General features: G+C 54.2%; 15 protein-coding genes. 6 read left to right on the top strand and 9 right to left on the bottom strand.

Annotated features, from left to right (window positions below):
* Positions 1-11 precede the first annotated feature (11 nt).
* From artJ (ABRZ26_RS03235) to artJ (ABRZ26_RS03250), 4 genes are all read left to right on the top strand, one after another.
* Positions 12-743, top strand: coding sequence for an arginine ABC transporter substrate-binding protein (gene artJ / locus ABRZ26_RS03235; RefSeq protein WP_319602784.1), 732 nt, complete (start codon positions 12-14; stop codon positions 741-743).
* A gap of 11 nt (positions 744-754) precedes the next feature.
* The gene (gene artQ, locus ABRZ26_RS03240) at positions 755-1471 is read left to right on the top strand and encodes an arginine ABC transporter permease ArtQ (protein WP_319602785.1); all 717 of its coding nucleotides are present in this window, start codon (positions 755-757) and stop codon (positions 1469-1471) included.
* The gene (gene artM, locus ABRZ26_RS03245; RefSeq protein ID WP_319602786.1) at positions 1471-2139 is read left to right on the top strand and encodes an arginine ABC transporter permease ArtM; all 669 of its coding nucleotides are present in this window, start codon (positions 1471-1473) and stop codon (positions 2137-2139) included. The genes artQ and artM overlap by 1 nt, the downstream gene beginning before the upstream one ends.
* An 89-nt stretch (positions 2140-2228) precedes the next feature.
* Entirely contained in the window at positions 2229-2960 is a 732-nt protein-coding gene (gene artJ / locus ABRZ26_RS03250; RefSeq protein WP_319602787.1) for an arginine ABC transporter substrate-binding protein, read from the top strand.
* A 57-nt stretch (positions 2961-3017) separates the two neighbouring features.
* Here artJ (ABRZ26_RS03250) and rlmC read toward each other — a convergent pair whose 3' ends face one another.
* The gene (rlmC, locus tag ABRZ26_RS03255; RefSeq protein ID WP_319602788.1) at positions 3018-4154 is read right to left on the bottom strand and encodes a 23S rRNA (uracil(747)-C(5))-methyltransferase RlmC; all 1137 of its coding nucleotides are present in this window, start codon (positions 4152-4154) and stop codon (positions 3018-3020) included.
* A 297-nt stretch (positions 4155-4451) separates the two neighbouring features.
* Complete coding sequence (locus ABRZ26_RS03260; RefSeq protein WP_319602948.1) at positions 4452-4904, bottom strand: YbjO family protein; 453 nt, start codon at positions 4902-4904, stop codon at positions 4452-4454.
* Between ABRZ26_RS03260 and ABRZ26_RS03265 the strand changes: the two genes are divergently transcribed.
* Entirely contained in the window at positions 4882-5064 is a 183-nt protein-coding gene (locus tag ABRZ26_RS03265; protein WP_319602959.1) for a hypothetical protein, read from the top strand. The genes ABRZ26_RS03260 and ABRZ26_RS03265 overlap by 23 nt on opposite strands.
* Here the strand turns inward: ABRZ26_RS03265 and potI are convergent.
* The 7 genes from potI to nfsA all read right to left on the bottom strand — a co-directional run bounded on the left by potI (position 5061) and on the right by nfsA (position 12061).
* On the bottom strand, positions 5061-5906 hold the full coding sequence (gene potI, locus ABRZ26_RS03270) for a putrescine ABC transporter permease PotI (protein WP_319602789.1): 846 nt from the start codon (positions 5904-5906) through the stop codon (positions 5061-5063). The two genes, ABRZ26_RS03265 and potI, sit on opposite strands and share 4 nt — an antisense overlap.
* Positions 5903-6868, bottom strand: coding sequence for a putrescine ABC transporter permease PotH (potH, locus tag ABRZ26_RS03275; RefSeq protein WP_413556067.1), 966 nt, complete (start codon positions 6866-6868; stop codon positions 5903-5905). Before potH ends, potI begins: the two co-directional genes overlap by 4 nt.
* 12 nt (positions 6869-6880) lie before the next feature.
* Positions 6881-8014, bottom strand: coding sequence for a putrescine ABC transporter ATP-binding subunit PotG (gene potG, locus ABRZ26_RS03280; protein WP_319602790.1), 1134 nt, complete (start codon positions 8012-8014; stop codon positions 6881-6883).
* Positions 8015-8172: 158 nt separating this feature from the next.
* On the bottom strand, positions 8173-9282 hold the full coding sequence (gene potF, locus ABRZ26_RS03285) for a spermidine/putrescine ABC transporter substrate-binding protein PotF (protein ID WP_319602791.1): 1110 nt from the start codon (positions 9280-9282) through the stop codon (positions 8173-8175).
* A 404-nt stretch (positions 9283-9686) separates the two neighbouring features.
* Positions 9687-10166, bottom strand: coding sequence for a type III secretion system chaperone family protein (locus ABRZ26_RS03290; RefSeq protein WP_319602792.1), 480 nt, complete (start codon positions 10164-10166; stop codon positions 9687-9689).
* 185 nt (positions 10167-10351) lie between these two features.
* Entirely contained in the window at positions 10352-11248 is an 897-nt protein-coding gene (gene rimK / locus ABRZ26_RS03295; protein WP_319602793.1) for a 30S ribosomal protein S6--L-glutamate ligase, read from the bottom strand.
* A gap of 93 nt (positions 11249-11341) precedes the next feature.
* Positions 11342-12061, bottom strand: a complete 720-nt coding sequence (gene nfsA / locus ABRZ26_RS03300) for an oxygen-insensitive NADPH nitroreductase (protein ID WP_319602794.1) — start codon at positions 12059-12061, stop codon at positions 11342-11344.
* 378 nt (positions 12062-12439) lie between these two features.
* Between nfsA and ABRZ26_RS03305 the strand changes: the two genes are divergently transcribed.
* Positions 12440-12706, top strand: a complete 267-nt coding sequence (locus ABRZ26_RS03305) for a GrxA family glutaredoxin (RefSeq protein ID WP_319602795.1) — start codon at positions 12440-12442, stop codon at positions 12704-12706.
* The last annotated feature ends 117 nt before the right edge of the window (positions 12707-12823 follow it).

Here is a 12823-nt window from a genome sequence, read left to right on the forward strand (position 1 = left end):
GGAAAATAACAATGAAGAAATTAATCGTTGCCGCCCTGCTCGCTGCCGTCGGCACCTCCGCCAGCGCGGCGGACACCATCCGTTTCGCCACCGAAGCCTCCTACCCGCCGTTCGAATTCGTCGACGCCGCCAATAACATTCAAGGCTTCGATATCGATCTGGCTAACGCACTTTGCAAAGAAATACAGGCTACCTGCACTTTCAGCAATCAGGCTTTCGACAGCCTGATCCCCGGTCTGAAATTCCGCCGCTTTGAAGCCGTTATCGCCGGAATGGATATTACGCCGGAACGTCAGCAGCAGGTGTCGTTTACCCAGCCCTACTATGACAACTCCGCGCTGTTCATTGCCCAGAAGGGCAAAATCGCCGATGTCGCCGCGTTGAAAGGAAAACGCGTCGGCGTGCAAAACGGCTCGACCCACCAGAAATACCTGATGGATAAACACCGCGAGATTAACACCGTACCCTACGACAGCTACCAGAACGCGGTGCTGGATCTGAAAAACGGCCGTCTGGACGCGGTGTTCGGCGATACCGCCGTGGTCAATGAATGGCTGAAACAGAACGACAACCTGTCGGCTGTCGGTCACAACGTCACGGACAAAGACTATTTCGGCATTGGTCTGGGGATCGCCGTTCGTCAGAATAACGAGGCGCTGTTGAAAAAATTCAACGACGCCCTCGACAAAATCAAGCAGGATGGTACCTATCAGACCATCTACCAAAAATGGTTTCAGCAGTAATCCGACTCTCAATGACTGAATTTCAACCTATTGCAAGCGCCGCCGGCATGACCGTCGGCCTTGCCCTTTCCGCGCTGGCGTTGGGGCTTATACTCGCCATGCTGTTCGCCGTCTGGGAAACCGCCCGGTGGAGAGCGCTCGGCTGGTGTGGGACGATGCTGGTGACGCTATTGCGCGGCCTGCCGGAAATTCTGGTGGTGCTGTTTATCTATTTTGGTTCTTCCCAGCTACTGATGATGCTGGCGGACGGCTTTACCCTGAATCTGTATCTGGCGCAGATACCGATTCAATTGAACATCGAAACGTTTGAGGTCAGCCCGTTCCTGTGCGGCGTTATCGCGCTGGCGCTGCTGTACGCCGCTTATGCCTCGCAAACGCTGCGCGGCGCGCTGAAAGCCGTACCGCAAGGCCAGTGGGAATCCGGTCAGGCGCTGGGGTTGAGCAAATCGGCCGTTTTTATCCGCCTGATTATGCCGCAGATGTGGCGTCATGCCCTGCCCGGCCTGGGTAACCAGTGGCTGGTATTGCTGAAGGACACGGCGCTGGTGTCGCTCATCAGCGTAAACGATCTGATGTTGCAGACAAAGAGCATCGCCACCCGGACACAGGAACCCTTTACCTGGTATGTGGTTGCCGCGGCAGTCTATTTAGCGATCACGCTATTAAGCCAGTACGTTCTCAAGCGCATTGAGCAGAGAACCACCCGTTTTGAACGGAGGCCGTCCTGATGCTCGCTTATATACCTGAGCTGCTTAAAGGTCTGCACACCAGCCTGACGCTGACCGTGGTGGCTATCCTCGTGGCGCTGGCGCTGTCGCTGTTGCTGACCATCGTGCTGACGTTAAAAGTCCCGGTGTTGTCTGCGCTGACGAAAGGCTACATCACGCTGTTTACCGGCACGCCGCTGCTGGTGCAAATCTTCCTGATCTACTACGGTCCCGGTCAGTTTACCGCTATTCAGCAAATTCCGTGGCTATGGCGCCTGCTGTCGCAACCCTGGCTGTGCGCCATGGTCGCGCTGGCGCTCAATAGCGCCGCCTACACTACCCAGCTATTCTACGGTGCGATAAAAGCCATCCCTGACGGGCAATGGCAATCCTGTGCGGCGCTGGGCATGTCGAAGAAACAAACGCTGCATATTCTGCTGCCGTTTGCTTTTAAACGGGCGCTGTCATCCTATTCAAATGAGGTGGTGCTGGTGTTTAAAAGCACCTCTTTGGCCTACACCATTACCCTGATGGAAGTCATGGGGTATAGCCAACTGATGTATGGCCGCACCTATGACGTCATGGTATTCGGCGCGGCGGGCGTTATCTATCTTTGCGTCAACGGCATACTGACGTTGCTGATGCGCTTGATCGAGCGACGCGCGCTGGCGTTTGAACGCAGGAACTGACAGGGTTTTCTGGTGTATCCGCCATTGAGCCGGCATTGCCGTACGGATAACGCGCCGTACGAGTAAAAGAAACAGACTGGAGTATGTACATGAAAAAATTGTTGATCGCCACATTACTGGCAGGGATGACATTCAGCGCCGCAGCCGCAGACACCATCCGCTTCGCGTCATCGGCGACTTATCCGCCGTTCGAGTCTCTGGATGCGAATAACGAAATCGTGGGTTTCGATATGGATCTGGCGAAAGCGCTGTGTAAACAGATGCAGGCCAGTTGTACATTCACGAATCAGGCGTTCGATAGCCTGATCCCCGCGCTGAAATTCCGTCGCTATGACGCGGTGATTTCCGGGATGGATATCACCCCGGAGCGCAGCAAACAAGTGGCGTTCACCCAGCCTTACTATGCCAACTCGGCGGTGGTTATCGCACAGAAAGGCAAATTTAGTGATTTTGCCGCTCTGAAGGGGAAACGTATCGGTATGGAAAACGGTACAACCCACCAAAAATACATGAACGACAAGCATCCGGAAGTGAAAACCGTGGCTTACGACAGCTATCAAAATGCGGTGCTGGATTTGAAAAACGGCCGTATTGACGGCGTATTCGGCGATACCGCCGTGGTGAACGAGTGGATCAAAACCAACCCGACGCTGGCCACCGTCGGCCAACACGTTACGGATCCGGAGTACTTCGGAACCGGGTTAGGCATTGCCGTTCGCCCGAATGACAAGGCGCTGCTGGAAAAACTGAATAACGCGCTGGAGGCCATCAAAGCCGACGGCACGTACCAATCGATTAACGATAAGTGGTTCCCGCAATAAATCCCCGCTTGCACTACGCGGTAGCGCATACCGCGTAGTGCACCGCTTTCCCCTCGCTCAGTCCCGCGCGTTTCTTTGCAACAGCGTCAATACCTCATAATGCGCGGTATGCGGGAACATATCGAACAACTGTACCCGTACGGCACGGTAGTTGGTCATAACGTCCATATCTTTCACCATACTTTCGGCGTTGCAGCTGGAGTAAAGGATATAGTCCGGTGCCATACGGCTCAGATAGTCGCACAGCTCGCGGCCGATACCCCGGCGCGGCGGGTTGACCAGCACCAAATCCGGGATCCGGGCGTTAGCGACGGCGAACTGCGTTGAATCCAGCGCCTGAAACGCGAGTTGCGTCAGACCGAGCTGCTCGGCGGACAGACGCGCGCAGGCGATGGCCTCGGCGCTGATCTCTATACCGGTCAAGCGCATGGTCGGCGAGGCGCAATGCAGACCAAAACCGCCGACGCCGCAGAATAAATCCCACATACTGCGGATATTCAATTCCGCCACCCAGTCGCGGGCGGTGGCGTACAGCGCCGCGGCCACCTGCGGATTGGTTTGAAAGAAACTTTGCGGACGAATATAGAGCGGGACATGGTTAAGCCGTTCCGCCAGCGATGACGCGTCGCTGAGGATAATTTCCGTCTCCCCTTCCATAATCGCCTGATGCACCGGCTGAATATTGACCGAGATCACCTCAAGCTGGGGGAGCTGCTGTTGCAGCCAGGGCAATGCCGCCCGCAACTGGTCGAGTTTTTTTTCTGAGCGCAGAACAAAGCGCAGCATAAAGGCGCCGCGCCAGCGGCTTTCCGTCAGCAGCAAATACTTTAGCTCGCCGCGCCGACGGCAGACGTTATAGGGCGTCAGCCCGGCTCTGGCGATAAATATCTTCAGGGCGGCAAACACCGGCGCGAAACTGTCCGGGTAAAGCGGACAGTCGCACAGGTCGACCGCCTCGCCATCGCGATGCAGCATGCCCAGCAACGGTCGCTCAACACTGCCGCTGACCACCATTTTCGCTTTATTGCGAAAAGCAGACTGAGCCGAAGGACAAACGGGCAGCCATTGTTCAACCGGGCGTGACTGTAGTAAGTCGGTAAGATGTTGCTGTTTATCAGCGAGTTGCTGTGGATAGGTTTTTTCCAGCCACTGGCAGGAACGACAGGTTCCCGCGCTATACCGCGCACAATGCATAAAAAATCTAACTATCAGGTGAAAACAGAATGACGCGGATTGTACCACCACCGCGCCGTCATTTCCGCCGCAGAAAAAAACGCCGCTTGCGGCGGCCCGCAGGGCGAGTCTCAGGGACGAAGACGAGTAAAAAAACGCCTGGAGCGTTTTTCAACGCCGCTTGCGGCGGCCCGCAGGGCGAGTCTCAGGGATGAAGACGAGTAAAAAAACGCCTGGAGCGTTTTTCAACGCCGCTTGCGGCGGCCCGCAGGGCGAGTCTCAGGGATGAGACGAGTAAAAAAACGCCTGGAGCGTTTTTCAACGCCGCTTGCGGCGGCCCGAAGGGCGAGTCTCAGGGATGAGACGAGTAAAAAAACGCCTGGAGCGGCGCGGCAAAAAAAGCAATATCACGACCAGCAGATCGGGGATCTGCTGTAATAACAGCTGGTGCAATACCGCGAGGTGATTATCGCCGGAAATATGGAATATCGCCGGAAAATGTTCGCTCAAGGACGCGAGCAGCATATAGAACGCCACCAGACACTGGCAGATCACATATCCCCAACGACCCCAGTTAGCCCCTGCCAGTACGGCCAAACCACAGCGAATTTCCGTGCCGATCACCGCCAGCGACAGCAGCAGGATCAGCGCCGAGTCCCATTGCTGCACGCTGCTTGCTATCCATCCGCCCAGTTCACTCAGGCCCAACTCCCAGGCCAGCAGTAAAATTCCCACAACGCGGAGCGCAATGATGGCGATGCCGGCCACCATTACCGGCACGGGCGCATATTTTTTTCGCGGTATGCGTTTGCTTTTACTGTACAAAATCGCCAGTTTCTCCCTTTATATAGAACAACAACGCCACCAGACGAAGGTGGCGTTGTTATTAACAGCGAGGCCGGCAGCTAAAAAACAAACGGCGGCGAATTAACCCCGTCTGGCTTTCTGCAAATCACGCTGACGCTGTTTCTCGGCCCTGGCCATAAACCACCAGGCAATAAAACCAATAATGCCGACGACCAACAATATCAAAGAAGCAAGCGCGTTAATCTGTGGATTAACCCCCATCCTTACGCTGGAGAACACCAGCATCGGCAGCGTGGTGGAGCCCGGCCCGGCAACAAAACTGGCGATAACCAGATCGTCCAGCGACAGGGTAAACGCCAGCAGCCAGCCGGAGATCAACGCCGGCGCAATCATCGGCACCGTAATAATGAAGAACACTTTTAACGGCGTGGCGCCCAGATCCATCGCCGCCTCTTCAATAGAACGATCCAGCTCCCGCAAGCGCGCGCTGATCACCACCGTGACATAGGCGGTGCAAAACGTCACATGGGCCAGCCAGATGGTGAACATTCCGCGCTCCGCCGGCCAGCCGATGGCATGCCCCAATGCGACAAACAGCAGCAACAGGGACAGCCCGGTGATTACATCCGGCATCACCAACGGCGCGGTCAGCATAAATGCAAAGCCGTTTGACCCGCGGAAACTGCCGAAACGCACCATCACCACCGCCGCCAGCGTTCCCAGCACCACGGCCATGGTGGCCGAGGCCGCCGCGATCGTCAGGCTGAGGACGACCGCGCTGATCATCGCCGAATTATGGAACAGCTCAGCATACCAGCGCGTTGACCATCCCGCCCATACCGTCACCAGCTTGGAGCTATTGAAGGAATAGATCACCAACATCAGCATCGGCGCGTAGAGAAAGGTAAAACAGAGCACCAAAATCACAATGCGCCACGGCGAACGCACTACCGGCAGATTATTCATTGCTCGCCCTCCGCGGTTTTGCTTTGATGCTTGTGGAACCAGATGATCGGCATAATCAGCAACAGCAGCATGATAATCGCCACCGCGGAAGCTACCGGCCAGTCACGATTATTAAAGAACTCCTGCCACAAAATACGGCCAATCATAATGCTATCCGGTCCGCCCAACAGTTCCGGGATCACATACTCGCCCACGGCGGGGATAAACACCAGCATCGACCCCGCGATGATGCCGCCTTTCGTCAACGGCACGATAACGCTGAAAAAGGTTTTCAACGGCCGGGCGCCCAGGTCGAGCGAGGCTTCAACCAGTGAATAATCCAGCCGCGTTAACGCGGTATAGATCGGCAAGACCATAAAAGGCAGATAGGAGTACACCACGCCGATATACACAGCCAGATTGGTATGCAGAATCACCAGCGGCTGATCGATAACGCCCAGCCACAAAAGAAAGTTATTCAAAATACCATTATTTTTCAAAATCCCCATCCAGGCATACACGCGGATAAGAAACGATGTCCAGGACGGCAGAATAACCAATAACAGCAGAATATTTCGGGTGGAAGGCTTGCTGTGCGCCACGGCCCAGGCCAGCGGATAACCGATCAACAGACAGCCCAGCGTCGATATCGCCGCAACCTGCAAGGATTGCAGGTAGGCATCGACATACAGCGGGTCGCCGAGCAATTGCAGATAGTTCGCCAGATTCAACGAAATATCCAGCTTATCATCCGCCCAGGAAATCAGGTCGGTATAAGGCGGCACCGCGCGCGCCATCTCCGCCAGGCTGATCTTGAATACAATCAGGAACGGCAGCAAAAACAGCAGCAGCAGCCAGAAATACGGCAGCGCAATCACCAGCTTACGGCCGTGCTCCTGGCGCCAGCGCGCAATCAGCAGGGCGAATCGCCCTCTTTGCTCTTCCGGCGGTACGGCGGCGTTATGTCCAGAAAACATTGTCATTATCACTCCCCGCTACACCGTCAGCACCACGCAACTATCAGCGTCCCAGCACAACCGCACTTCGTCGCCCCAGGTCGGCGAGCCTTTGCGATAGCGGTCGGCATTCTGCAACTGCGCGCTGATAATCTGCCCGCTGTTCAGTCTGACGTGATAAATCGACAGGTCGCCCAGGTAAGCAATGTGTACCACTTCCCCGACGGCGAAATTACAGCCGTCGGCCGGCGTCCGATCGCAAAGCATGATTTTCTCCGGCCGGAGCGCGATATACACCGGCACGCCGTCAACGATGGATACATCGGAATCGACCTTCAGCGGATGAACCAGTCCGGGGCTGCGTATAATCAACTCGTCATCCCGGCGCTCGGTCAGCACGCCTTCAAACATATTGACGGAACCGATAAACTCGGCGCTGAAGCGGGTATTCGGATGCTCGTATATCTCTTCCGGCTCGCCAATCTGCACAAACTTGCCGCGGTTCATGATGGCGATGCGCCCGGCCATCGTCATCGCTTCTTCCTGATCGTGCGTCACCATGACGCAGGTCACCCCGACGCGCTCCAGAATATCGACGACTTCAAGCTGCATGCGATCGCGAAGTTTTTTATCCAGCGCGCCCATGGGTTCATCCAGCAACAATAGCTTGGGACGTTTGGCCAGACTGCGCGCCAGCGCTACGCGCTGACGCTGACCGCCGGAAAGCTGATGGGGTTTACGTCCGGCAAACTCCTGCATATGCACCAGCGTCAGCATTTCTTCCACGCGATCTTTTATCTCGGAACGCGATAGCCGGTCTTGCTTCAAACCGAAAGCAATATTCTTTTCCACCGTCATATGGGGGAACAGCGCATATGACTGAAACATCATATTGATGGGGCGCTGGTAAGGCGGGACCAAAGAAAGATCCTGTCCATCCAGCACAATCTGGCCCTGTGTGGGATGTTCAAACCCTGCCAGCATACGCAACAGCGTGGATTTTCCACAACCAGAAGCGCCCAACAGCGCAAATATTTCACCCTTGTAAATAGTCAGACTCACGTCGTCGACGGCGGCCTGGCCATCGAATGATTTAGTCAGGTTACGAACTTCCAACAGCGGCGTCACCGCTTTTTGGGGCCTGGGTTGGGGACGGGGAATAGCTTCACTCACTTCGCATTGCTCTCCGGCAAAAGCAAAACAAGTCGCCGTCTGGCTTCAGGCGGAATACGGCCTTTACGCACATGAGGCGACACGATTAGACACTCTTAATAGTGCAAACAGGCGGTATCGGCCGCCTGTTGTGTATACATATTCAGGATGAAAAACGCTTACTTTCCGCTTTTTACCCTGGTCCAGGCGCGCGTACGCGTGCGGTCAATTTGTGGCGATTGAACCTTGAGCGTAAACAGCTTGGCGCGTACGTCCGCTGGCGGATAGATACCGGGATCGTTGCGAATGTCTTCGTTCACCAACGGCACCGCTTCTTTATTCGCACTGGCGTAGTACACATGGTTGCTGATATTGGCGATGACGTCCGGCTTCAGCAGATAGTTCAGGAACTGATAGGCGGAATCCACATTTTTGGCATCCGCCGGAATGGCGAAAACATCAAAGAACGCCAGCGCCCCTTCTTTCGGGATACTGTAATGAATGTTGACGCCGTTCTTGGCTTCTTTGGCGCGGTTGGCCGCTTGCATCACGTCGCCGGCCCAGCCGATAGCGACGCAGATATCGCCATTCGCCAGATCGTTGATATATTGCGAGGAATGGAAGTAGCGAATGCTGGGGCGCAGTTTCAGCAACAGTTCCGTCGCCGACGTCGTGTAGTCGTTCGCTTTGGTGCTGTTAGGATCCTGGCCCTGATAGTTCAAGACGGTGGCGAAAATCTCTTCAGGCGCATCCAGGAAAGAGACGCCGCAGCTTTTCAGCTTTTCCAGATTTTCCGGTTTCAATACCAGATCCCAGCTATCAACCGGCGCATCGGCGCCAAGCGCCGCTTTGACCTTATCGACGTTGTAGCCGATGCCGGTGGTCGCCCATAAATACGGCAACGCATATTTATTATCCGGATCGTGCTGAGCAATCAGTTTCAACAGTTCAGGATCGAGATTTTTGTAATTCGGCAGTTTACTTTTATCCAATGGCTGGAAAACGCCGGAAGCGAGTTGACGCTCGAGAAAACTGGCCGAAGGCACGACCAAATCAAACCCGGTGCTGCCCGCCATCAGTTTGCCTTCCAATACTTCATTGGAGTCAAACACGTCATAAACCACTTTTATTCCCGTTTCCTTCTGGAAATTCTGCAACGTGTCCGGCGCGATATAGTCAGACCAGTTGTAAACATGCAGCACTTTCTCTTCCGCAGACGCGGTGACGGACGCGGCCATCATTAAGCCAGCAACAACACCCGATAACCATTTTTTACGTTGGGTGAACATCCGTTCCTTCCTCCATACAAGGATGTGATTCATGAGAGTAAACTTATATCCGTCGGATACAAAAATCTTCCTGCGTCTATGTCATCGCGACAGCAAGCAATGAATAGTTATGTTGTTCATCTTTCCGGCTATCTGCGTTGAATGCAGCATAGCGGACGCCGTTACAAATGCGAGCCTATCGCAAAACTGTGACAGAAATTAAGCATAACCGCACTGCACCGGTCATACCATAGTCGAACGGAAAAAATGGTTTTTATCGATTATTTATTCATATTTTATCTATGCAATAGGGGCATTTACCGATAAACGCCGATTAATGCTCGGTAAAAACAGCAAAAATGTAGAATAAATGACGGATGACTTAAAATAAGTAAAACTGATTGCTGCCGTTGGCAGCAATGGCTTCAATGAAGGAAGGAGGTATTCATTCTACTGGCAGGAGTTTCTTCTTCATCACCAATAAACAGAAGATTATTTGCCCCGGCCTCTAAAATGACCATTGATATTTGCTCTTCAGATTGCTGCATGAAGTGCCTGAACTGCTCCAGCGTCATACCCGCGGCAACGCTGAACGACTGACAAACGATCAGCTTCGGCAGATTGTCATCCTGGACATCGATAAAGGCTTTTACCGTCAGGGAACTGGCGTTGATTTGACTCAAGTCGCCCACCAGCGGGATTAACGCGCTGGGTTTCACCTCGGCCAGGGCCGAAAACAGCACTACGTTATCCACCAGATCAACCTTGGCGTCGAATACGCCGTCAAAATTCTGCATATGCGGTAAATGCAGCGCCTGACAGGAGTCGCATTCGAAAAACAGGATGTTTAATTGATCCAGCCACCGCCGTAGCATAGCCAAATCCGGGACGATGAGTGAATCCATTATTTTGCCTCATGCTGACTGTTGTTAAAAAAGGGTCCATAGCTTACGGAATATTACCGCCCGATGCCATGACAAACACGCGTTAAATTGCGATAAATCACCAACGACCCGTTGCGTATTTTATGGCGGGCCGTTCATGCCCGCCACCTTTTTTGACCGATGCGCGCCGGCCAAGATACAAAACGCTAACCTTTATGCGCCGATAACGCCCGGACATGTTGCTCGATAAATTCAATGATCATGCCGGCGATATCAATCCCGGTGGTGCTTTCGATGCCCTCCAGCCCCGGCGAGGCATTCACTTCCATCACCAGAGGCCCGCGCTCGGCGCGCAAAATATCCACTCCGGCGACATTCAATCCCAACGTTTTGGTCGCATTAAGCGCAACCGCTCGCTCACGGGCGGTAATTTGCACCCTGCTCGCCGAACCGCCGCGATGCAAATTGGACCGAAACTCGCCCGCTTTAGCCTGTCGTTCGATGGCTGCCACCACCCGGTTGCCGATCACCAGACAGCGAATATCCCTGCCCCGTGCCTCCCGCACATACTCCTGCACCAGAATATGGGCATTCAGGCCGCGAAAAGCGTCAATCACGCTCTCCGCGGCCTGGCGGGTTTCCGCCAGCACCACGCCGATACCCTGCGTGCCTTCCACGAGCTTCACGACCAGCGGCGCGCCACCGACCATTTCTATCAGGTCGCTGGTATCATCCGGCGAATGGGCAAAACCGGTAACCGGAAGATCGATGCCGGCGCCGGCCAGCAACTGAAGCGAATGCAGCTTGTCGCGGGCGCGGATAACCGAGACGGCGTTGTTAAGCGGGAAACTTCCCAAGCATTCGAACTGGCGCAGCACCGCCGTGCCGTAAAACGTAATTTGCGACCCAATGCGCGGAATAACCGCATCATATTTAACCAGCCGACGCCCGCGATAATGCACCGACGGCGCCGCCGAATTGATATTCATGTAACAGGACAGCGGGTCAATGATATCAATCCGATGTTTGCGCTCTTCCGCCGCTTCACGCAGCCGTTTGCAGGAATATAACGAACCATCACGAGACAGAATCGCAATCTTCATAAATGTCCCATACCCAATAGATTGATGGCGGGCTATCCTGCCCGCCTCCGGGCCGACGCAATTGCGTCTTGAAAAATAACGGCAATGCGGATACTAACGTATCGCCCATCCCTGCCGATGCAAGTAATCCAGCATAAACGGCCGCAGTTCTTTTTTTAGCGTGCGCTGGACATGTTCGCTCCAGCTATCACTCCGATTATGGGTGCGCTGTAGGTAATACTCCGCCAATTGCCGATCGTATTCGGCCAGTTTTTCACGATCGAGCGGTTGGTAGGTATTCTCATGCATTAACATTGCCGGCGGCAATCGCGGTTTTAACGCCGGATCGGCGTCGGGGTATCCCAGGCAGAGACCGAATAACGGCAGCACCTGTTTCGGCAGTTGCAGCAAAGCGGTGACATCAGCGATATTGTTGCGGATGCCGCCGATAAACACGCCGCCCAACCCTAATGACTCTGCGGCGACCAATGCGTTCTGCGCCATGATGGCGGTATCCACGCAGCCTATCAGCAACTGTTCCGCCAAGCCGGTTTCGGCCTGTGGAAATATTTGCAGATGACGGTAAAAATCGGCGCAAAACACCCAAAACTCCGCCGCCTGCGCAACATAGCCCTGCTCGCCGGCATAGTGAACCAACGTCTGCCGCATGGCCGGATCGGTAATGCGGATAATTGAACTGCACTGTAAAAAACTGGAGCTGGAAGCGCTTTGCGCGGCGGCGACGATCGCGCCGCGCTGTTCGTCCGTCAGCGTTTGTGAGGTAAAAGCACGAATGGAACGATGATGTCGTAATAGATCAATGGTGGGCGTCACTCTGATATCCTTCAGGCATTATGTACTTTACCGATGAAAAGTTCTGATGCATGGCGTCATTATACTGTGCGGATCCTTAATGCAAACAGACGCCGAGCGCGCATAGGATATTCCGCCGACCCCAGCGGATAATTATAGGTCAGCCGACACGCCGGACCAACTTTCTTCCACCGCCGCCATCACGCCCTTGTCGGGCAAGCAAGGCCAACAAGGCTGCAACCGATAAAGGAAGCGTATATGATAGATAAAGCGAATTATTGCGACAGGCAACGACGACTTTTTTTCATCGGCTAATGCAGGCATAGTCACCGCATTAAAGATAGGCATTCGCCGGCAATTTCAGAAAAACGACACTTTTCCCATTTATAAGGAGTTTACATGTTCGCTGTTATTTTCGGGCGCCCGGGTTGTCCATACTGTGTGCGCGCCAAAGCGTTGGCAGAAAAACTGGCTGAACAGCGTGATGACTTCCGTTTCCGCTATGTCGATATCCGGGCGGAAGGCATCACGAAAGACGATTTGTCGAAGACGGTAGGCAAACCGGTTGAAACCGTGCCGCAGATATTCCTGGATGAAAAACACATCGGCGGCTGTACGGACTTTGAAGCTTACGCGAAAGAAAATTTGAGTTTGTTCCAAAAATAATCGGCGCACGACAAAAAAGACGCATGTTGCGTAATAAGGCTGATGACAAAGGACGTCGCGCGGTGAGAATGGATAGATTTGTCAACAGGCTGAATGCCGGTCGCTTAAGCTGACCGG

Origin of the sequence: Brenneria sp. L4-2C, from assembly GCF_040240335.1 — a bacterium.
Taxonomy (GTDB): Bacteria; Pseudomonadota; Gammaproteobacteria; order Enterobacterales; family Enterobacteriaceae; genus Brenneria.